This window comes from Limnohabitans sp. 2KL-27 (assembly GCF_001269345.1).
Classification (GTDB): Bacteria; Pseudomonadota; Gammaproteobacteria; order Burkholderiales; family Burkholderiaceae_C; genus Limnohabitans_A.
Map to the genome: position 1 here is coordinate 55,847 of NZ_CXOP01000001.1, position 20,432 is coordinate 76,278.

Genomic DNA, 20,432 nt, shown 5'->3' on the forward strand with positions numbered 1-20,432 from the left:
AGACCATGACCCAAGCGATTTCGATTTTGCTGTGCGCCCTGGGCGGCGAAGGTGGCGGCGTGCTGGCCGACTGGCTGGTGGATGTGGCCCGCCACGCGGGCCACCCCGCACAAGCGACCTCCATCCCCGGTGTGGCGCAGCGCACCGGCGCCACCACCTACTACCTCGAGGTGTATCCCCTGCCCCACAGCCAACTGCAAGGGCGCTGGCCGGTGCTGGGTCTGAACCCCTTGCCGGGCCGGCTCGATGCGCTGGTCTCGTCCGAGTTGCTGGAAACCGCTCGCCAAATTGGCAACGGCTTGGCCTCGGCGGACCGCACACTGGTCATCAGCGCCTCCTCGCGCGCCTTGACCACCGCCGAAAAAATGACCATGGGTGATGGTCGCCGTGCCGAAGGCCCATTGCTCGACGTGGTGGCCGCTCACAGCCTGCGCCACCATGTGCTGGACATGGCCCAGTTGTGCCAGCAAAGCGGCACCATGGTCAGCGCCGTCATGCTGGGCTCTGTCGCAGGCAGTGGCTTGCTGCCTTTTGCGCGGACCCATTACGAAGCCGTGCTGGCAGGCCCCGGCGCCTCGGCCCAGGCCAGTTTGCGCGGCTTTGCCCTGGCCTTCGATCGGGTCGCGCGACAGCGCGAACAAGCCCAGTATGTGGAGCACGTCCTGAAGCCGGAGCCCCCAGCACCTGCCGCATCGGCTGGTTTGCCGGCCGATGTGGCGGCACGTTTTCCTGCGGCTTTGCACCCCTTGATGGGTTTGGCACACCAGCGCCTCTTGGAATACCAAGGCCCGGCTTATGCCCAGCTGTATGTCCAGCGTCTGGCGCGTTTGCTGAATGTGGAGAACTTCGCCGCCGATGCCTCGCACCCCGTGACGGCCGAAACCAGCCGTTGGCTGGCTTTGTGGATGGCTTTTGACGACATCGTCCGCGTGGCCGACCTGAAAAGCCGTGCCAGCCGCTGGGCGCGCGTCACGCAGGAAGTCAAAGCCCAAGAAGGCGACGTCCTCAAGGTGTATGACCACTTCAAGCCCGGCGTGCCCGAGCTCGCGGCCTTGCTGCCGCAAGGTCTGGCCAAGCGCTTGCTGCGGTGGGACCGCGCCCGGGTGGTACGGGGCCAGGCGCCCTGGTCGATGCCCCTCAAAGTGGCGCGGCATGCGCTGTGGGGCATGGCCAGCTTGCGCCTGCTGGCCAGCTTGCGGGTGCTCAGGCCCCTGGGCAGCCGCTACGCCACCGAACAAGCCCTGATCGAGGAATGGCTGGACGGCATTGAAAACGCCACGCGGCATTCGCCCGCATTGGGCTTGGAGTTGGCGCGCTGCGGGCAACTCATCAAAGGCTACGGCAGCACCAACGAGCGCGGCAAGGACAACCTGCTGCACATCCTGCGCCAGGTGTGCGGCACGGCCTCCAAAGTGCCTGTGGCCGAACAGGCCCAAGCCGTCGCACGCATCCGCCAGGCCGCCTTGCTGGACGAAGCCGGCCAGGCCCTGGACCAAGCCTTGCTGCAACACGGTGCACCGGCGCGTCCGGTCAAAGAGCAGCCCGTGCTGTGGATGAAAAACCCCCGACTGAAAAAAACCTGATGCCCCCGCATGGGCCCACACCCTTTGATCAACCCCAGGAGACAAGCATGAAAAAAACCAGTTTCTTCCCACGGCGGGCCCTCACGGCCGCATGGCTGGCCATCGTGGTCGGCCCCGCGCTGTGCCTGAGCGCGGCGGCGCAAAGCTGGCCCACCAAACCGATCAAGGTGGTGGTGAACTTCCCACCCGGTGGCGCCGCTGACCAGATAGCACGCGCCATTGGCGTGCCCTTGGGCGAGGCCTTGGGCCAGCCGGTGGTCGTGGAAAACCGGGGCGGTGCCAACGGGAACCTGGGTGGGGAGGTGGTGGCCAAATCACCCGCTGACGGCTACACCCTGCTGATGAGTTCAGGTGGCATGGTCTCGGTCAACCCGCACATCTATGCCCGCATGCCATTTGACCCGGTCAAAGACCTGGTGCCGGTGGCTTCGGCGGCGCGTGTGCTGGTGTTTTTGGTGGCCAAGCCCAATTTCCCGGCCAACAACGTCCAAGAGTTTCTGGCCCATGTGAAGGCCAACCCGGGCCGCTTGTCGTATGGCTCGGCGGGCAATGGCAGCTCACCCCACCTGGCAGGTGAAATGATGAAGAGCCAAGCCGGCCTGTTTGCCGTGCATGTGCCCTACCGGGGCGCCGCGCCCGCACTGCAAGACGTTTTGGCCGGGCAGTTGGACTATTACTTTGACCCCGGCATTGGTCTGGGCCAGGTGCGCGCGGGCAAGCTCAAGCTGCTGGCCGTCGGCAGCCTCAAGCGCTCGCCGCTGTTCCCCAATGTGCCCACGCTGGACGAAGTGGGCCTCAAAGGGTTTGATGCCGACTCGGTGTTTGGCTTTTACGCCCCTGCCGGCACCCCTGCCGATGTGGTCCAACGCATCAACCGAGAGATCAACCGCATTTTGGGCACGCCAGCCCTGAAAGAGCGGATTCAGAACCTGGGCGGCGAAGCCCTGCCCTTGACCCCTGCCGAATTCGGTGCCCGCGCAGCAGACGACTCCAAACGCTTTGGCGCCATCATCCGCGAGCGCAAGATCAGCGGAGATTGAAAGCGCTCACACCCCGGCCAACTCACGCAGCGCTTGCGGGTTGGGCAGGCCCAACACGCGCCCACCCCCGCTGATGAGCTGGCGCTCGCGCAGGTGGCGCAGCACGCGTGAAAACGTTTCGGGGGCAATGCCCAGCTGTGCGGCGATCGTGCGTTTGCGCTCGGTCAGCTTGACCGCCAGGCCACCCGTCAGGTCAACGGGTTCGGCATGGCGCAACAGCCATTCGGCGCAACGCGCATCGGCATCCTTGGCCAAGCGACTCACCGCCATCTCGGTCTGCTGGCGCTGCGAACGGGCCATGTCCATGAGCAGGTTCTGCGAGGCCTCGGGCAAGGCCTGCACCTGGGCCACAAAGTCGCCCACACTCACGTACTGCAGATGCACCTCGGTCTCGGCCAAGGCATCGACCGCGTGGGGCAGCGCCAACAGGCCTGAAGCGGCTTCGAGCCAGAACGGCCCCTCGACCACGCCCAGCTGGTGCGCCATGTGGCCGTCCACCATCACCCCCAACACCACGCGCCCTTGCATGACATGCACGATGCGGTCCACCGCGTCGCCTCGGTTCAGCAACACGCTGCCTGCTGCCACAAGGGATAAGGGGGCTGCGGGCTCGGACAAGGGGGGCAAAGAGGTATCCAACATGGTGTAGTCGACTGTGCCAGAGCACCAGCCTGTGGGCTTTGACACAAATCAATCAGCCCCCATCAACACACCAAGATGGCCCGAAAGTCGTTCACATTGGTGTGGGTGGGCCCCGTGACGACCAAATCGCCCAAGGGCGCAAAAAAACCGTAAGCGTCGTTGCGCTGCAGGTGTTCGTCCACCTTGAGCCCCAAAGCCAGGGCGCGGCCCAGCGTATCCGGGCTCACTTGTGCCCCGGCGTTGTCCTCGATGCCGTCGATGCCATCGGTGTCAGCCGCCAAGGCCCAGACACCCGCTTGGCCTTGCAGGGCTTGCGCCAGACCCAAACAAAATTCGCCGGCCCGGCCTCCGCGCCCTTGGGGCACCCCTGCGGGTTGGGGCTTGATGGTCACCGTGGTCTCGCCCCCGCTCAAGATCACGCAGGGCTTGGTGAAGGGCCCCAGGCCCTTGGCCGCTGCGCGGGCCAGCGCCGCGTGCACCTTGCCCACCTCGCGCGATTCGCCTTCGATCTCGTCGCTCAGGATATAGGCGTTCAGCCCCTGCGCACGGGCGGCGGCTGCGGCCGCTTCCAGCGACTGCTGGGGCGTAGCGATCAGGTGCACGCTGTGCCCGGCAAACACGGGCGAGCCGGGCTTGGGGGTTTCCCATGCGCCCGACTGCAAAGCCTGCAGCACCGATTCGGGTACTGTGATGGCGTAGCGCTTGAGGATGGCCAGCGCATCCTCGCACGTGCTGGCATCGGGCACGGTGGGGCCGCTGGCGATGATGGACGGGTCATCGCCCGGCACATCGCTGATGGTGAGCGTGACCACGCGTGCTGGCGCGCAAGCCGCCGCCAAACGACCGCCCTTGATGCGCGAGAGGTGTTTGCGCAGGCAGTTCATTTCAGAAATATTGGCCCCGCTGGCCAGCAATTGGCGGTTGATGTCTTGCTTGATTGGCAAGCCGATGCCGTCTGCCGGCAGGGTCAGCAAGGACGAGCCACCGCCCGAAATCAGGCACAGCACCAGGTCGTCGGCGGTGAGGCCTTGGGTCATTTGCAATATCCGCTCGGCCGCCTGCAAGCCAGCAGCGTCGGGCACTGGGTGGGCAGCCTCGACCACCTCGATGCGCTCGGGCACATCCGCCGGGCGCGGCGGCGTGTGGCCGTATCGCGTGACCACCAAGCCCGACAAAGGGGCATCTGCTGGCCACCATGCCTCCACGGCTTGCGCCATGGCGCCCCCTGCTTTGCCCGCCCCCAACACCAAGGTGCGGCCCTTGGGGGGTGCTGGCAAATGCGCGGCGGTGTTGTGCAGCGGCATGGCGCGTTGCACCGCCTGGTCATACAGCGCTTTCAAAAAAGCGGGGCGGTCTTGGGTAAAGCTGGGCAGGTGGGGCTTGGCATCTTGCATGGGCAAATTGTGCCCCAAGGCAGGTAAAGTCCAGCCCATGACCACCCTGCTCATCCACCGCGCCCACTGCATCGCCACCCAAGACGATGCCAACACAGAACTCCAAGACGCATCGCTGCTGATCCGCGATGGCCGCATCGAACGCATCGTCCCCGCCACCGAAAACACCGACGAACTGCTCACACAAGTCGACGAAGTGATCGACGCACGCCACCATGTGGTGGTGCCGGGCCTGATCAACACCCACCACCACATGTACCAGTCGCTCACGCGGGCGATTCCGTCGGTGCAAAACGCCGAGCTGTTTTCTTGGCTCCAGGGCCTGTACCCGATCTGGGTGGGCCTCACGCCCGAGATGGTGCGCGTCTCAGGCCAGGTGGCCATGGCCGAACTCCTGCTGAGCGGCTGCACCACCAGCAGTGACCACCTCTACATTTACCCCAACGGCGTGCGCTTGGACGACAGCATCGAAGCGGCGCACACCATCGGCATGCGCTTCACGGCCACCCGTGGCAGCATGAGCGTGGGCGAGAGCCAAGGCGGCTTGCCGCCCGACAGCGTCGTCGAGCAAGAACCCGCCATCCTCAAAGAAACCCAGCGCCTGATCGAGACCTGGCACGACGCGGGTTTTGGGTCGATGACCCATGTGGCCGTGGCGCCCTGCTCGCCTTTCAGCGTGAGTCAGGACCTGATGCGCGAATCGGCGCAATTGGCCCGCGCCCATGGCGTGCGCCTGCACACCCACCTGGCCGAAAACGACCACGACATTGCCTACACCCGAGAGAAGTTCAACTGCACGCCGGCGCAATACGCCGAGACGCTGGGCTGGGTGGGCAGCGACGTCTGGCACGCCCACGGCGTCAAACTCGACGAGGAAGGCACGTACATGTTCGCCAAAACCCGAACCGGCATTGCGCACTGTCCGTGCAGCAACATGCGCTTGGCCAGCGGCATCTTGCCACTGCGCAAAATGCTGGACGCCGGCGTGCCCATCGGCTTGGGGGTGGACGGCAGCGCCAGCAACGACGCGGCGCACCTGCTCAATGAAGCCCGCCAGGCCATGCTGCTGGCGCGGGTGGGCCGGGCGATAGAGTCACCGCGCATTGAAAAAGGGCGCACCGTGTACGGTTGTGATCAAGGCCCCGCCGACATGACACCCCGCGACGCCCTGCGCCTGGCCACACGCGGTGGGGCTGAGGTGCTGGGCCGCGCCCACGAGCTGGGGCAGATCAAAGCGGGTTATTGCGCCGACATCGCGATGTTCCGCACCGACACCCTCAGCATGGCCGGTGGCGCGGTGCACGACCCGGTGGGGGCGCTCATGCTGTGCGCCAGCGACAACGCCGACTACACCCTCGTGAATGGCCGCGTGGTGGTGCGCCAAGGCCAGATCACCACCGTGGACATGGGGCCGCTGATCGAGCGGCACAACCTGCTGGCGATGCAGCTGGCCTTGGGCGTGAACTGAGCTAGGCCGCGATGCCCGTCAGCGCCCTCAAATAACTTTCCCCACGCGCCTGGGCAAACAGGTCCAGCGCCTGCGTGAAGCCCGCCTGCAGAACCAAGCCGATGCCGATCGCGGTGGCTGCATCCCATTTGGAAAAGAACGCGATCAGGCCGGCCCCGAGCACCAGCAGCAACAGCTCGACGGTTTTGTACACCTTGAAGTTGGCCATCACCGTTTGCATGCGTTCGGTTTCTGCTTGCTTGAATTCAGTCGGCGAAAGGGACAGCTGCGTGCTCAGATGGGCCACTTGCGCCTCGGTGCGCGCAAAAATGGTGACGCCCACCACCAGCTGCAGCAGTGCCACCACCACCAAAGGCAGCGCCATGAAGCGCAGGCGGTGGCCTTGCGTCCACAGCCAAACCGCCAGGCCGATCGCCATACATGCCGCCAAGATGAAGAGCATGCTTTCTTGCTTCTCTCCAACAAAGTAATCCGTCATGTCTTTCACCATGTTCGTGTCTCCTGTATGCATGGGCGATGCCTCTCAATGCCACTGAGGGGCGTCCAGGCCCGCGAGACCCTGCCGATAGGCCGCTGGTGTGGTGCCGGTCCAGCTTCTGAAGGCCCGGATGAAGGAGTTGCTTTCCTGAAAGCCCAGCAGCCAGGAAATCTCTGCGGCTGAAATACCGGTGCGGCTGAGGTAATGCTGCGCCAGCGCTTGCCGCACCTCGCTGAGCACTTCTTGAAACCCGACCGATTCGTTGGCCAACTGCCGCTGCAAGGATCGCTTGCTCATCGCCAGTTGTTGGGCCACGGACTCGATGCTGCTGATGCCTGCGGGCAGCGACTCCAGCAACACAGCCCTGACCCGCTCGCGCAGGCTCGCTTGTGCATCCAACTCAGAAAGTCGGCTGTTGAGTGCCGGCTCAAACGCTGCCCACATGGCCATGTTGTCGGTCAAGAAAGGCTTGCGTCCATCCTGCGTCGAAAACGTGATCTGGATCTGCTCTGAGGCACCCAAAGCGCAACCCAGATAGGCTTGGTAGGGGGCAAGATTCAAGGGCAAATCCGGTACAGAGGCCGCCAAGGGCTCGATGCGCTCGCGCGTGCCCAGCCGCGCCAGTTGCGTGAAGAACGCCAGTTCTGACACCCCCAAGCTGCGGGGGATCGGCCCGGCACTCCCGTAGCAGCTGAGCGTGACTTGCGTGCGGTCTGCGCGGATGTCGACCACCATGTGCAAAGGGCACATGAGGCGTTTGTAATGCGCCAGCCGCTGCAACGCAGTGTTCAGATCGGGACTGCACAGGCAGGCGAACATGGCCGGGTCAAAGGCCTCCACCGACATGGCCTGCGCAAGCTTCAGGGCCAGCTCGTCGCGGCCTGCGGCCTGCTCCAATCCGCGCCACAGGTCAAAGTACTGCGCGGGTGACAAACTCGCACCCCCCGGGCGTGCAAACAGATCAACCGGCAAACGCGCCATGCTCAGCACATCAGCGGGGGCATAACCCATGTCCAAGATGAGCAGTTTCCAACCCATCTGCAAGGCAAAGCGTGTGGCCTGTTTCACGGTGAGGGCCTTTCTGGCACAAGGGCGTGAGGTGATTGGCGTAGGTCAAGGCTACTTGGCTTGGCTCAGGATGGCCATGTCAAACAGGCGGTCCCCCAAATATTTTCGGATGAACATCAAGGGCTTGGCCATTTTGCCGATGACGTAACGGGTTTTGGGTCGGCGCGAGCGCACAGCCTCCAGTATGGCATCGGCCACCACCGAGGGCGGCGAGGCGGCGCCCGCTTGGGCATACGTGCTGCGCATGGCCTTGGCCATGCCCTGCGCCATGGCTTGGTAAGGGCCTTGGCCCGAACGCGCCAGCATGGGCTCGAGCATCACGCCGCCCCATTCGGTGGCAATCACACCGGGCTCGATGATGACCACTTGGATACCGAAAGGTGCCAGCTCGATGCGCAGGCAATCGCTCCAACCTTCCACCGCGTGCTTGGTGGCGTGGTACCAAGAGCCCAGCGGGGTGTACATCTTGCCGCCCATGGACGAGATGTTGATGACCTTGCCTGCCTTTTGGCGACGCATGTGCGGCAGGGCCAATTGCGTGAGCCGCGCCATGCCGAACAGGTTGACCTCAAACTGGTAGCGGGCATCGGCCAGGGTGGAGTCTTCCATGGCCCCATACATGCCAAATCCCGCGTTGTTGACCAGTACGTCGATGCCATCATGGCCGGACACGATGGTGTTCACAGCCGAGACGATGTCGGCGTCTACCGAAATGTCCATCTGCAGCGGTATCGCGCCCAAGGCCCGCAGGTCTTCCATTTGTGCCATACGGCGGGCTGCAACGTAAACCACCAGCCCCTCTTGCAATAGCCGCTTGGCCGTTTCTTTGCCCATGCCGGACGAGGCGCCGGTGACGAGGGCCACTTGGGGCTTGAGGGATGTGGATGCCATGAAAAACTCCGTTCCTTGATGTGTTTCGAATGGCCAAATGGTCGCAGCTGGTTCATCGTGTGTCGCCATCGGATCACGCCAATGCGCATGCAAATCGCGTCAACAAGCCCTGAATGCTGGGGATAGGCGAATCCAATCTGTGCGTTTTGATCACGACTGTTTGCACTCGCCAACAGACGCTGCCCTGTCTACACTGGGCCCATGATCCAAGGCTTGGTCCAACTCTTCCTCTTTCAGGCGCTCGGCGAGCTGCTGTCTAAATTCGCCCTGCCTTTCATCCCAGGGCCCGTTCTGGGTCTGGTCTTATTGCTGGCGTTTTTGGCCCTGCGCGGCCATGTGCCCGCGTCCATGGACATGGTGGGCAGCGGCATCTTGCAGCACTTGGGGCTTTTGTTCATTCCGGCGTCGGTGGGCGTGGTGCTTTACCTGCCGGTGCTGCAGGCCAATGCCTGGGCCATCAGCGCGGCGCTGGTGATCAGCGTGCTGGCCACAGTGGCGGTGGTGGCGCTGGTACTCAAAATCTTGGCCCCAAAGGACTGAGCGCCATGGACAAAGCATTGCCGCCCATCTCTGAAATTTGGGTTTACCTCTCAGGCAGCCCGCTGCTGGCTTTGGTGCTCACGCTCAGCGCTTACCTGCTGGGCCTCACGCTGTACGAGCGCAGCCAGCGCAACCCACTGGCCAACCCGGTGCTGATCGCGGTGGTGCTGGTGTGCATGGGGATCAGTGTGATCGACATGCCCTATGCCCAATACTTTGAAGGCGCACAGTTTGTGCACTTCTTGCTGGGCACGGCCACGGTGTCCTTGGCCATCCCGATTTACAAGGGCTTGGCATCGCTCAGAGGTCGCATGGGGGTTTTGCTGCTGTCACTCACGGCGGGCAGCATCACCTCTGTGGTGACGGCCGTGGGCATGGCGCATTGGCTGGACGTGGACGAGTCGCTGGTGCGCGGGCTGGTCGCCAAATCGGTCACGGCCCCCATTGCCATGGGCATCGCCGAGCGCGTGCAAGCCTCGCCCACCTTGACCGCCATCTTTGCCGTCAGCACCGGCATTTTGGGCGCAGTGCTCGGCCGCTATGTGCTCGACGCCCTGCGCGTGACGGCCTGGTGGCAGCGCGGCTTTGCTCTGGGCGTGGCCGCACACGGCATCGGCACCTCACGCGCTTTCAGCGTGAACGCCGAGGCCGGTGCCTATGCCAGCCTGGGGATGGGGCTGCACGGCATCGCGGGCGCGGTGCTCATACCCTATGCGGTGGCCTGGTGGTTTTGAAAGCGCTGGCAAATGGCGCCAGGCGAACATGGCCGTCGAATTGACAGCCATAATCGGTTTTCTCTGAGCCATGCGCGCCCGCGTGTCGCCCTCGCCGATTCCCGATGACCGACTCCGCGCCATGCACCGCACCATTTTTGACACCCCCATCGTCAACACCGCCCTTCGCGGCATGTCCTTGGTGTTTCTCAAAGCCACCGGCTGGAGGATCGAGGGCCAACTGCCGAACAGTGTCACCAAATGCGTGCTCATTGCCGCACCCCACACCAGCAACTGGGATTTGCCCTACACCTTGATGGTGGCCTTTGCCTTGCGCCTGCACATCTACTGGATGGGCAAAAGCAGCATCTTCTCCTTCCCCTTTGGCCCGGTCATGCGCTGGTTGGGCGGCATCGCGGTCAACCGCTCGCAAGCCTCCAACCTGGTGGACGCTTGTTCACAAGCCTTGGTCCAAGCCGAGGGCGCGGTGCACTTGGTGGTCCCGCCGGAGGGCACACGCAGCAAAACACGCTATTGGAAAACCGGCTTTTATTACATCGCCTTGCAAGCGCAAGTGCCCATCGTGATGGCCTACATGGACTACTCGCGCAAAGTCAGTGGCTTGGGCCCCTTGTTTTACCCGTCTGGCGACATCGACAAGGACATGGTCGCCATTCAAGCGTTTTATGCCCCCTTCAAGGGCAAAAACGCAGACCAGTTCGACCTGCCGCCCCCAAACTGAGCCTGGTTGAGCCTCAGCAACCCGGTCGCCACAGGTGGCCCACCAGTGGACCCAATCCGGGTGACCGAGTCCAAGTGGCGACAGCGTTGAGGCCGCATGTTTTTATGATGAAGGCCATGAACTACGCTGCTTCTGAACTTTTGACCTTTGCCCACCAGCTTTTGCAAAACGCAGGTTTGCCGCCCGACAAGGCGCAGGCCGTGGCCGAAGTGTTGCTGGAGGGTGACTTGCTGGGCCACAACACGCATGGCCTGGCCTTGCTGGCCCCTTATTTGGCCGAGCTGGAATCGGGCAAGATGCGCCAAGATGGCCAGCCCTTGGTGGTGTCGGACCACCCCGCCGCTGTGACCTGGGATGGGCAGCGTTTGCCTGGCCCCTGGCTGGTGCTGCAAGCCATTGACTTGGCCACCCAACGCGCCCGCACGCAAGGCACCTGCACCGTGGTCATCCGGCGCAGCCACCACATCGCTTGCCTGGCCGCTTACCACCAACGCGTGACCGATCAGGGTTTCATGATGCTCTTGCATTGCTCTGACCCCAACGCCGCCAGCATTGCGCCCTTTGGCGGGCTGGACCCGGTGTTCACGCCCAACCCCATGTCGGTGGGCATTCCCACGTCCGGCCTGCCGGTGCTGATCGATGTGTCCACCTCGTCCACCACCAACGGCATGACCAACCGCTTGCACAAAGAAGGCGGCTTGCTGCCTGCCGAGTGGGTGATGGATGGCCACGGCCAGCCCAGCCGTGACCCTGCCGTGTTGTTCAACGAGCCCAAGGGCACGATCTTGCCGCTGGGTGGGATGGATTCGGGCCACAAAGGCTATGGCCTGAGCTGGATGGTCGAGGCGCTGACCGGTGGATTGGGCGGGCATGGCCGCGCCGACTCGCCGGAAGGCTGGGGGGCCACGGTGTTTTTGCAGATCATCGACCCCCGCGCTTTCGCAGGCCAAAGCGCCTTCAACACGCAGATGGACGAAGTGTCACGCCAGTGCCATGCGGCGCGGCCCGCACAACCGGACCGCTGGGTGCGCACGCCAGGCGAGCGCGGCCTCAAGCTCAAAGCCGACAGCGCCAGCCAAGGCGTGGCGCTGTACCCGAACATCATGCCCATGCTGGCGCCTTGGGCCGAGAAGTTCAAAATTGCTATGCCCTCAGCGGTCTGATCAACAAAAAGCTGAGCGACCGCACCCAGCAAAAAAAAACCCGGCACCAGCCGGGTTTTTGGAGTTTTTAAAAGCGCTTGTTCAAGCCGCAGAAGCAGGCTTGCGCAGCATGCGCAAGAGCAGCGGTGCAAACCACACCAATGCCGTCAATAGGGCCAATCCCAATGCGATAGGTCTGGCTACAAATGCCATCAAGTCCCCATTGGACTTGATCATCGAGGTGATGAAGTTCTCTTCCAGCATGCCGCCCAACACCACGCCCAAAATGGCCGGTGCTGTCGGGAACTTGTTGGCTTCCAGCAGATAAGCCAGGATGCCGGCGACCAGCATCACGCCGATCTGAAACACCGAGTTGTTGATGGCGAACGTGCCGACCACGCAAAACAGCAAGATCATCGGCATCAGGATTTCACGCGGTACCTTGAGGATGCGCTTGGCCACCTTGATGCACAAAATGCCCAAGGGAATCATGATGAGGTTGGCCACGATGAAGAGCAAGAACACCGCATAAATGTTTTGCGGATTGGTGGTGAACAAGGTCGGGCCGGGGTTCATGTTTTTCATGTAGAGCACGCCGATCACAATCGCCGTGATCGAATCCCCCGGAATGCCAAACACCAAGGCGGGAATCCACGCACCGGCCAGTGCACTGTTGTTGGCCGAGCCCGACTCCACGATGCCCTCCACATGCCCGGTGCCAAATTTCTCGGGCTCTTTGGAAAACTTCTTGCTCATCGCGTACGACATCCAAGCCGCGATATCGGCACCAGCACCGGGCAAAGCGCCCACCGCTGTGCCCAACACACTGCCCCGCAGTATTTGCTTGGGGTATTTTTTGGCCAGGGCCCATTGCCCCTTGAGCACACCCCCCACTTCTTCCACCACCAACTCAGCAGGTGGGCTGGTGTCCACCACATAGCGGATGATTTCAGAGATGGCGAACATGCCGATCATCATGGCGATCATGCCGATGCCGCCCGACATCTCGGTATTGCCAAAGGTAAAGCGTGGAAAGCCCGCCGGATTGCCCAAACCCACACAGGCCACCAGCAAGCCCAGAAACAACATCATCATGCCCTTGACCGGCGAACCGGTGGAGATGAAGACCGCGCAAGTCAGGCCCAGCAAGACCAGCCAAAAATATTCAAAGGAGCTGAAATTCAGTGCAAAGTCGGCCAAGGCAGGCGCAGCCACGATCAGCACCACCGTGCCAAACAAGCCCCCCACCGCCGAGAACACCAGGCCTGCGCCCAACGCTTTCTCGGCCTGCCCTTTGCGCGTCATGGCGTACGCTTCGTCGGTGTAGGCCGCCGATGCCGGCGTGCCCGGAATGCGCAGCAAACAGCCCGGAATGTCACCGGAAAAAATCGCCATGGCGGTGGCCGTGACCATGGCCGCCACCGCCGGGATGGGCGGCATGAAGAAAGTCACCGGCACCAGCAGCGCAGTGGCCATGGTGGCGGTCAAGCCTGGCACCGAGCCGACAAACAAACCGTATAAGGAGGCGAGCACCATGACCATCAAGGTGTAGGGCTCGAACACCATCGAAAAAGCTTGACCAACGGCTGTCCACATGGAATGCGGCTCCTCAGACTGTCAAAGTCGTTTGGGAAAAAACGAAAGTGGATCGGTTCGTTACCAAGCCAGTGGTGTCAGAACACCCCAGGGCAAAGGCACACGCAGCAATTTGTAAAAGGCAAAGTGAACGACCAAGGTGGCCACCACCGCCCAAAAAACCGAACGGCCCCACGCGACTTGCAAGGATCTGAACAGCACCACCAGCATCAGGATGGCCGTGATCAAAAACCCCAACCCATCAGACACCAGGATGTAGAAAACCACAGAGCCAAGCAAAGCCACCAACGCTCTGACGTGTCTGGGGGATCGAACCCAATCCTCCCAAACCAGCCAGGGACCGTGGGCACGGTCTCGCCAACCTTGCCAGACCAGCAAAGCGCCACCGGCACACAGGCCAATGGCGATCAGGCCTGGAAACAAAGCGGGCCCGACTGGCTGGCCTGGAATGTTGGGGTAGGCACGCACAGCCCAGAGCACCGCAGCGCCCAAGGCCATGAGCAGGACGCCCCAAAAAGCGTCGTTGATTTTCATGTGCGGGTTTACTTGACCAAGCCCACAGCCTTCATGGTCACGCCCATTTCGGCATCGGACTTGGCCATGAACTTGGCCATGTCATCCGGGCCGCCATAAATCACGCCCAGGCCGCGGCTGGTCATGAAGTCGTTGTACTCCTTGCTGGCCACGGCCTTGCGTACGGCCTCGGCCAACTTGGTTTGAATCGGGGCTGGCAAGCCTTTGGGGGCCAGCACACCGCGCCAAGCGGCCATGGTCCAGTTGCTGCCCGTGGCCGACTTGAGGGTCGGCACATTGGGGTACAGCGTGGAAGGCTTGGCGTCCATGATGGCCAGGCTCTTGACCTTGCCGGCATCGATCAGCGACCGCGCCTCAGGCAGGGACACCGGAGCCACTTCCACACCACCGGCCACCATGTCTTGCAAACCAGGGGCAGCGCCGTTGCTGGGCACCCAAGGCAGTGCTGCGGGGTCGATTTTTTGGTCCAGCAGCAAACCGGCAATGGCCAAATGCCAGATGCCGCCCTGGCCTGTGCCCGAGGCTTTGAACTTGCCGGGGTTGGCCTTGATGGCGGCCAGCAAGTCGTTCACGTTTTTGTAAGGTGAATCGGCGCGCACCTGAATACCCGCCGGGTCGGCATTGACCAAACCGATGGGCGTGTAGGAAGCGCCCGTCAGCTGGGTCAGACCCTGCCAATGCATCATGCCGATTTCGACCGTGGCCAGACCGATGGTGTAGCCGTCAGCGGGTGCCGAAGCAATGGCCGCATGGCCCACCACACCGCTGCCGCCCGTGCGGTTGACAACGGTGACCGGTTGGCCGAGGTCTTTTTCGAGCAAGCTGGCCACGATGCGGGCCACCGCATCGGTGCCACCGCCTGCACCCCAGGGCACGATCATGGTGAGGGGACGGGCGGGGTAATTCTGAGCGGCTGCAGGCAACGCAGCTGCCAAACAAGCCAAGCCAGCAACAGCGCTGGCAACCAAAGAACGGCGTGAGCGATTGAACATGGGTGTCTCCTTTTGATTTGAACAGCCGAGCCCAAAGGGGCCTGCTGCATCAAAATTTATACCCATTGGATCGTCATACCAATAGGGTCAACCATATTCCAAGTAACACTGGCGACTGCCTGATCGCCCGCCAGCCTTCAGTCCAAATTGGCGCCCGCCTGAAACCAGTGGCCCAACAAGGCACGGTCTTCTTCGGTCAGGCCCGTGGCGTTGCCCATGGGCATTTGCTTGGTCACCACCACCTGCTGGTACATGTTTTGCGCATGCTGTTTGATCAGCTCTGGGCTGTCCAGGCGCACGTTTTTCATTTGCACCTGCGCACCGTGGCAGCTCAGGCAGTGCTGACCCACCAGGCTTTGCACTTGGGCAAAGGCCACAGGCGCAGCCGGGGTTGCCGACACTTTGGGTGCTTCAGGTTTCAAAGCCACGATCACACCCGCAATCAGCACGATGCCCACCGCTGCAAAAGGCCAAGGGTTGCCCGCACGGCCCAGATGGAAGGCATGGCGCTGCACAAAGAACTGGCGGATCAAGGCGCCGGCAAACATCATCAGGAACAGCAGCACCCAGCGTTGTTCATGGGTATACAAAAAGCTGTAGTGGTTGCTCAGCATCGCAAAGATGACGGGCAAGGTGAAATAGGTGTTGTGCACACTGCGCTGCTTGCCACGTTTGCCGTGGATGGCCAGGGCGTTGGCGTCATACGGCTCACCGCTGGTCATGGCGGCCACCACTTTGCGCTGGCCAGGGATGATCCAAAAGAACACGTTGGCGCTCATGGCGGTGGCGATCATGGCGCCCACCAACAAGAAAGCGGCGCGGCCTGCAAACAGCTGGTTGGCGGACCATGATGCGAAGCCAATCACCACAATCATCAGACCCGCGACGATCAGCTCACCGTTCTTGCGGAAACCGAACACCCGGCAAATGGTGTCGTAAATCAGCCAGAAAGCCACCAAAAAGGCCACCGCTGCCGAGCCCGCCATGAATGGCGTCCATTGCATCAGCGATTTATCAATCAGGAAAGTGCCGGCGTTCCAAAGGTAGAGCACCGTGAAGAGCGCAAAACCACTGAGCCAAGTGGAATACGCCTCCCAATAGAACCAGTGCAGCTTGGTGTGGATTTTTTGGGGGGCCACCATGTATTTTTGGGGGTTGTAAAAACCGCCACCGTGCACCGCCCACATCGCACCGCCCACGCCCTTTTCAAGCAGGTCGGGTGAGTTGGGTTTTTGCAGGTTGTTGTCCAGAAAGACAAAGTAAAACGAGGAGCCAATCCAGGCGATGGCGGTGATGACATGCACCCATCGCAACAACAAATTGGCCCATTCCAGCAGATACGTTTCCATGAAGGATTCTCCAACCTGCTCACCACCGCGGGCCCTGTGAGCGGGTATTCGGTCGCGAACATGTTCCCGGAGGAACCTGCGCCGCTGCGACCAGTGCACCGGAGTGTATACAGTTTATAGCCCGTCATCTACCTTTTACCAAGCCAGACGGCCTAGGGAAAACCATCAGCTGACCCTCAAACCGTTTGCAGAAGTTGTGCCGCCACCGCCACAGCAATGACTTCGGGCTCTTTGCCCGTGATGCCCGGCACACCAATCGGGCAGGTGATGCGGGCAATCTCTTCGGCCGTGAAACCGCGGTCCTCCAGGCGGTGCCTGAAAGTGGCCCATTTGGTTTGGCTGCCAATCAGGCCCACAAAGGGCAAATCGTCCTGCGCGCGCAGGCGCTTGAGGCAGGCCACAACGATGTCCAGGTCTTCGGCGTGGCTGAAGCTCATGATCAGCACCCGGCTGCCAGGCGCCAGATCGGCCACGGCGGCCTGCACCGGGTTGGAGTGTTCGCATTCCACATCCAGGGGCACATCGGCCGGAAAAATCTCGTCACGGCTGTCGATCCAGCGCACCGCAAAAGGCAAGGGGGTCAGCGTATTCACAATCGCCCGGCCCACATGCCCCCCGCCAAACAGCGCCAGCGGGGTGCGCGGCGGCATCAACAAGGTGCGCAAACGCGCCACATCGTCAGTGCACATGGGTGCCAAAACCAACTCGACCACACCGCCGCAGCACTGCCCCAAACTGGGTCCCAGCACCTGGCGCAATTGGGTGGACACCCGCTCCCCAGCCAGCAAACGCCGCGCATGCGCCAAGGCCTGAAACTCGAGATGCCCGCCGCCAATCGTGCCCAGCTCGCCGTGGGCGAACACCAGCATGTGCGTACCCGGCCCTCGGGGCACAGAGCCTTGGGTGGCATCCACGGTCACCAGCACAGCCTGCTCTGTGTTCAGCCGCTGGAGGGCTTGCTCGATCCAATTCACGCTTTTTGTCCATTCAAAGTTGGGGATGGCCTCTGACTTGCTCATCCAGGCGGGACGATGCCACAATCGTGCCCACCACCGAGTATGCCAAGGACAAGGGCTTGCCATGAAACCACATTCAGATCCGATTCAGCCCCGCCTCAAACACCGCCTGTTGGCCATTGGCGCTGTGGTCTTGGCGCTCATGAGCGGCTGCAGCACGCCGCCGCCTGCGGTGCCCACGCCTACGCCACCACCCCCCCCACCCGCGGCTCAGCCAGCGGCCAAAATACCTGAGCCTGTGGCGGCACCGAACGGCCCCACATCGTTGGCGCGAAACAGCAAAGAATACCGAAAAGATGCTGCTAGCCATTTGTACGGCATGCACGCGCACCGCATCTACAAAGGCCGCATGCCGCCCTTGCTCGAAGCGATAGGGGTCCTGAATGTGGACATAGACCAAAAAGGCTCGGTCAAGGCGGTGAACTGGATGCGTGCACCCAGGCATGTTCCCCACGTGATGGCAGAGATCGAGCGCATGGTCAAAGCTTCAGCGCCCTACCCTGTTCCCAAGCACATGGGTCAGGTCACTTACACCGATGTGTGGCTCTGGCACAAAAGCGGCAAATTCCAGCTCGACACTTTGACAGAGGGGCAGGACTGAGGCCTGGGGGCTTGTGACTCCCCTGCAGCTTCATGCCCCCTGAACCTGCTCGTGCGATGCGCCGGGCAACAAAGTCAAAATGAGCGTGGTGGCCACCGAAAAGCCCGCCAGAAGCAAAAGCGAGCTGCCAAAGCCCATGGCCTTGACCACCGGCCCCAAAGCCCAGACCGACAAAGAGCTGACCGCAAACGACACACCCAAGCGCATGCCCGACACGCGCGAGCGCAGTCGGTCGTCCACGTAGCGGGCGATCATGAAATCGGTGAAGGGAATGGCCCCGAAGATGAACACCATCACCCCAATCAGCGCTGCAAACAGCCACCAGCCCTGCGCCTGCGAGGCCAACACCAACATGGGGATCTGCGCCATCACCATGAACATGAAAAAGCGCTTGAGCGGGAAACGGTTGATGAGGTGCCCCACCACCACCTGGGCCACCGAGGCCACGGCATAGACCAGGGCCAACAACAGGCCCAAGCTGGCAGGGTCTTCCATCACGCCCTTGAAGCGCTCGGCGATCAAAGGCCCATTGCCATTGGTGGTGAAGTTGAACAAGACGCTGCTGGTGATGGCCGCTGCCGTCATCACCACCAAAGCACGGGCCAGCAGGGGCGCGGGCAGGTTCACCTTGGCCCCGCCCTTGCGTTGGGCAGGCGACGAGACCTCTTGCGGACAGGTGCGTGCAAACACCCACCCGCACACCAAGGCCAACACACCTGGCAAGACAAAAGCCGCCCGCCAGCCCTGCCACTGGATCAAAAAGCCCGTGAGCAAAGCCGCCACCGCCACACCCAGGTTGCCCGCCAAGCCATTGAAGCCAATCGTCGCGCCCGGGTTGGACGATCGCTCCAGCAGCATGGGTATGCCCACCGGGTGGTAGATGGATGCGAACACGCCGATCAGCGTCAAGCACCCTGCCAGCTGCCAAGGCGTTTGTGCGAAGGCAGTGAGGATGGAGGCCGTGCCAATGCCAAAAAAGAAGACCAGCATCATGCTGCGGCGGCCCCACAGATCGCCCAAGCGCCCGGCGGGCAAAGAGCCCAGTCCGAACATGAAAAACGCACCTGCGCCGTAAGGCATGAGGTCCTGCCATTGGACCAGGCCCATGTCGGTCGCGATGGTGCTGACCGCCGCCGCAAAGATCAGCAAAAACAAATGGTCCAGCGCGTGTGCGATGTTGAGCAGGCCCCGCACCATGCGGGGATGGTCGGCGGCTTGTTCAGGCACATGGGCTGCAGAAGAGGTCAAGTTCGTCATGGTCAATGTCGGCTTTCGGGTCAGGCGGTGGTCACCCCGCCAGCATGCACCCGCACTGTGCGCTCACGGCGGTTTGCACGCTGTCGCTTTGGTCACAGCTCTTGTGCATCCGGCCCCCTCACAAAGGGGCGTTGGCCGGGGCTCGGGCGTCCCAGATGTGCGCCCGCCAATGCACCGCCATGGCCCCAGTCAAGAGCAGACCGAGGGCCGAATACACACCCGCTGTGGCGGCATAGCCCCAGCGGTCAATCAGCGGGCCCGACAAGAGCAAACCCAATGGCAAACCCCAAATGGCCAGCATGCGCATGCCCATCACACGCCCCCGGTAGGCGGGCTCTGTGGCGCGCAGCATCACAGCGGCCAAGGGCGTCATGCTCAGACTTTGCGCCAAGCCCGCCAAGCACAGCAAGGCCATGCCCACGCCCAGATGGGTGCTGAAGGCGAACAGCACATCCACCGCAAACCACACCGCCCCGGCCAGCACCATGGTCTGGGCAGCGCGAAACGCAAAGCGGTGCGAGCTGAGCACCACCGATCCCACCAGCCCACCCAAGGCAAAGCTCGCGCCCAGCCAACCCAGCCCGGTCTGGTCGGTCAGGTAAATGTTTTTGGCCACATAGGGCAACAAGCCCAAAGAAAAGGGAAAGGCCAGAAGGTTGACCAAGAACGCCAGCGCCATGGCGGCCATCAGCACCGGACGCGTCCACACATAGCCAAAAGCCAGCTGCAAATCGCGCATGGGCGATACGCGCACGGCGTCATGGGCTGGGGCGGGCACGTCCGACACCCCGCGAGACAGCACAAAGCTGAGCGTGTAAAGCGCCGTGATCAGGGCATAGGCCCAAGTCATGCCCAGCCATGCGACCACACCCGCACCGGCCAATGCACCCGCAATGCGGGCCGAATCCGAGGTGATGCGGGAAATGCCGAGCGTGCCCAGCAAATGCCGGGGCGGCAAGGTCTGCGCGATCAAGGCGTTGCGCATCATCATGTCCGAGGGGCGTACCAAGCCCGCCAAAGCAGCCATGAACAACACGATCATGGGCGTGAGGGCTTGCATCCAAGCCAGCAGCATGAAGGTGGCGGCCAACGCCGCATAGAGAGCTCGCGACAGGACCAGCATGCGCCGATAACCCAGCCTGTCACCTGCCACACCAAACAGGGGAGAGACCAAAGAGCCCAGGTACTGCAAGGAGCCAAACACCACCAGCATCATCACCGAGCCCGACTCGACCAAGATGAACCAGCCCAGCACGATGGCCTCCATCTCGAAGGCCCAAGAGGTGGCCAGATCGGCGGGCCACTGAAAGCGAAAACTCCGGACCCGGAACGGGTCGCGCCAGTGCATGGCGGGTGATGACTCAGCAGTCGTTGCGGCCTGACTCA

20 protein-coding genes are annotated in these 20,432 nt (G+C 62.4%); 8 read left to right on the forward strand and 12 right to left on the reverse strand.

Translation table 11 applies throughout. The features are described from left to right. The first annotated feature begins 5 nt into the window (after positions 1–5). A complete protein-coding gene (locus tag LHAB_RS00260) occupies positions 6–1,583 on the forward strand; it encodes an indolepyruvate oxidoreductase subunit beta family protein (RefSeq protein WP_090043395.1) in 1,578 nt (525 codons plus the stop codon). Positions 1,584–1,630: 47 nt separating this feature from the next. Beyond that, positions 1,631–2,623, forward strand: coding sequence for a Bug family tripartite tricarboxylate transporter substrate binding protein (locus LHAB_RS00265; RefSeq protein ID WP_090043396.1), 993 nt, complete (start codon positions 1,631–1,633; stop codon positions 2,621–2,623). Positions 2,624–2,629: 6 nt separating this feature from the next. On the opposite strand, the gene LHAB_RS00270 is transcribed toward LHAB_RS00265, so the two are convergent. Further along, a complete protein-coding gene (locus LHAB_RS00270) occupies positions 2,630–3,265 on the reverse strand; it encodes a Crp/Fnr family transcriptional regulator (protein WP_090043397.1) in 636 nt (211 codons plus the stop codon). A 62-nt stretch (positions 3,266–3,327) separates the two neighbouring features. Next, positions 3,328–4,659, reverse strand: coding sequence for a glycerate kinase type-2 family protein (locus LHAB_RS00275; RefSeq protein ID WP_090043398.1), 1,332 nt, complete (start codon positions 4,657–4,659; stop codon positions 3,328–3,330). 37 nt (positions 4,660–4,696) lie between these two features. Between LHAB_RS00275 and LHAB_RS00280 the strand changes: the two genes are divergently transcribed. Beyond that, positions 4,697–6,127: an 8-oxoguanine deaminase gene (locus tag LHAB_RS00280; protein WP_090043814.1), complete on the forward strand. Its 1,431-nt coding sequence runs from the start codon at positions 4,697–4,699 to the stop codon at positions 6,125–6,127. Position 6,128: 1 nt separating this feature from the next. Here LHAB_RS00280 and LHAB_RS00285 read toward each other — a convergent pair whose 3' ends face one another. Genes LHAB_RS00285 through LHAB_RS00295 form a run of 3 tightly spaced genes read right to left on the reverse strand, consistent with a single transcriptional unit; the run spans position 6,129 to position 8,564 of the window. Continuing rightward, entirely contained in the window at positions 6,129–6,617 is a 489-nt protein-coding gene (locus LHAB_RS00285) for a hypothetical protein (protein WP_090043399.1), read from the reverse strand. Positions 6,618–6,650: 33 nt separating this feature from the next. Then, a complete protein-coding gene (locus tag LHAB_RS00290) occupies positions 6,651–7,673 on the reverse strand; it encodes an AraC family transcriptional regulator (RefSeq protein WP_090043400.1) in 1,023 nt (340 codons plus the stop codon). A gap of 51 nt (positions 7,674–7,724) precedes the next feature. Continuing rightward, entirely contained in the window at positions 7,725–8,564 is an 840-nt protein-coding gene (locus tag LHAB_RS00295) for an oxidoreductase (protein ID WP_090043815.1), read from the reverse strand. Positions 8,565–8,765: 201 nt separating this feature from the next. Here LHAB_RS00295 and LHAB_RS00300 point away from each other — a divergent pair, with 201 nt between their 5' ends. The 4 genes from LHAB_RS00300 (at position 8,766) to LHAB_RS00315 (ending at position 11,722) form a co-directional block, all read left to right on the forward strand. After that, positions 8,766–9,104, forward strand: a complete 339-nt coding sequence (locus tag LHAB_RS00300; RefSeq protein WP_090043401.1) for a CidA/LrgA family protein — start codon at positions 8,766–8,768, stop codon at positions 9,102–9,104. Between the two features lie 5 nt (positions 9,105–9,109). After that, positions 9,110–9,838, forward strand: coding sequence for an LrgB family protein (locus LHAB_RS00305; RefSeq protein ID WP_090043402.1), 729 nt, complete (start codon positions 9,110–9,112; stop codon positions 9,836–9,838). A gap of 121 nt (positions 9,839–9,959) precedes the next feature. Next, positions 9,960–10,559 carry a lysophospholipid acyltransferase family protein gene (locus LHAB_RS00310; protein ID WP_090043816.1) on the forward strand — a complete coding sequence of 200 codons (600 nt, stop codon included), beginning with the start codon at positions 9,960–9,962 and terminating at the stop codon, positions 10,557–10,559. A 116-nt stretch (positions 10,560–10,675) separates the two neighbouring features. Next, a complete protein-coding gene (locus tag LHAB_RS00315) occupies positions 10,676–11,722 on the forward strand; it encodes an Ldh family oxidoreductase (protein WP_090043817.1) in 1,047 nt (348 codons plus the stop codon). An 81-nt stretch (positions 11,723–11,803) separates the two neighbouring features. On the opposite strand, the gene LHAB_RS00320 is transcribed toward LHAB_RS00315, so the two are convergent. From LHAB_RS00320 to xdhC, 5 genes are all read right to left on the reverse strand, one after another. Continuing rightward, positions 11,804–13,297 (reverse strand): tripartite tricarboxylate transporter permease, encoded by a 1,494-nt coding sequence (locus LHAB_RS00320; protein ID WP_090043403.1) that lies wholly within the window; start codon positions 13,295–13,297, stop codon positions 11,804–11,806. A gap of 60 nt (positions 13,298–13,357) precedes the next feature. Continuing rightward, positions 13,358–13,831, reverse strand: a complete 474-nt coding sequence (locus LHAB_RS00325; protein ID WP_090043404.1) for a tripartite tricarboxylate transporter TctB family protein — start codon at positions 13,829–13,831, stop codon at positions 13,358–13,360. Positions 13,832–13,839: 8 nt separating this feature from the next. Then, positions 13,840–14,823 (reverse strand): tripartite tricarboxylate transporter substrate binding protein, encoded by a 984-nt coding sequence (locus LHAB_RS00330; RefSeq protein WP_090043405.1) that lies wholly within the window; start codon positions 14,821–14,823, stop codon positions 13,840–13,842. Positions 14,824–14,960: 137 nt separating this feature from the next. After that, positions 14,961–16,172, reverse strand: a complete 1,212-nt coding sequence (locus LHAB_RS00335) for a urate hydroxylase PuuD (RefSeq protein ID WP_090043406.1) — start codon at positions 16,170–16,172, stop codon at positions 14,961–14,963. A 176-nt stretch (positions 16,173–16,348) separates the two neighbouring features. After that, positions 16,349–17,146 (reverse strand): xanthine dehydrogenase accessory protein XdhC, encoded by a 798-nt coding sequence (xdhC, locus tag LHAB_RS00340; RefSeq protein ID WP_090043818.1) that lies wholly within the window; start codon positions 17,144–17,146, stop codon positions 16,349–16,351. Between the two features lie 106 nt (positions 17,147–17,252). On the opposite strand from xdhC, the gene LHAB_RS00345 reads away from it, so the two are divergent. Beyond that, the gene (locus LHAB_RS00345; RefSeq protein WP_090043407.1) at positions 17,253–17,789 is read left to right on the forward strand and encodes a hypothetical protein; all 537 of its coding nucleotides are present in this window, start codon (positions 17,253–17,255) and stop codon (positions 17,787–17,789) included. Between the two features lie 30 nt (positions 17,790–17,819). On the opposite strand, the gene LHAB_RS00350 is transcribed toward LHAB_RS00345, so the two are convergent. Next, the gene (locus LHAB_RS00350; protein ID WP_228763292.1) at positions 17,820–19,046 is read right to left on the reverse strand and encodes an MFS transporter; all 1,227 of its coding nucleotides are present in this window, start codon (positions 19,044–19,046) and stop codon (positions 17,820–17,822) included. Positions 19,047–19,164: 118 nt separating this feature from the next. Then, positions 19,165–20,394 carry an MFS transporter gene (locus LHAB_RS00355; protein ID WP_090043408.1) on the reverse strand — a complete coding sequence of 410 codons (1,230 nt, stop codon included), beginning with the start codon at positions 20,392–20,394 and terminating at the stop codon, positions 19,165–19,167. Positions 20,395–20,432 lie beyond the last annotated feature (38 nt).